The organism is Arthrobacter sp. ZGTC131, assembly GCF_002929275.1.
Classification (GTDB): Bacteria; Actinomycetota; Actinomycetes; order Actinomycetales; family Micrococcaceae; genus Arthrobacter.
In genome coordinates this window covers 1-720 of the sequence record NZ_PJIK01000061.1, presented here as the reverse complement: position 1 = coordinate 720, position 720 = coordinate 1, and the positions used below count along the sequence as shown (strand labels likewise).

General features: G+C 63.5%; 1 protein-coding gene. It reads right to left on the bottom strand.

The window, feature by feature from the left end:
* Window positions 1-163 precede the first annotated feature (163 nt).
* Window positions 164-720: AAA family ATPase (locus CXQ90_RS21675; RefSeq protein WP_181038672.1), on the bottom strand; the 557-nt coding region annotated here is incomplete at its 5' end.

Genomic DNA, 720 nt, shown 5'->3' with positions numbered 1-720 from the left:
TTTTAACGAAGTCCTTGCCTCGGTTCAGCTGCAGTGATCGGTCGTTTTGTCGTGTCACGACAGTGTCACCGGCGTAGGCCCGCAGCCCGTCGCGCAGCACGCCGGAGGCAGTGTTTTCGTTGATCCTTCCCCACTCTCCTGTCGCGACCCGGTCGGCCTGGGCCTAGGCGTTTAGGTCGGTGACTGTTGCGTTGTCCCCTGCAATGAGCAGGGAGTTCTTGCCTGCGGCTGTATCGGCCATCCAGGCCCTCAGTGCTGCATCCGTCATGGTGTCGCTATCCCCGGCAACTATCCGTTTGTTGTCCATGTACCACTGCCATGGTGCGTCGGCGCCGGAGGCGGGGGCTTCTCTGAGCGCCAGGGAGGCTTCGGCCTCGCCTTCGGTTCTAAACCGATGTACCCGTTCAAGCCGGACAGCTCCTACTTGGTGGTCCAACAGCCGCAGGGCGCCGCCTGACCCAATTGCACCCAGCTGGCGGTCGTCTCCGATAGCCCGGACGACGGCACCATGGCGGGCGGCCACGGAGACGACCTCGGCCAGCTTCGTGGTGGTGACCATGCCTGCCTCGTCAACAATGATGACGTCTCCGGTTCGCAGCCGCGGGCCCACGGACTGGGAGTCCTCGACTCGATGGGAGGCAAGGAAACTGTCGATCGTTGTTGCGTCGGCTCCAAGGTCAGTACTCATAACAGCCGCAGCCGCTGCGGTCGGGGCAAGCC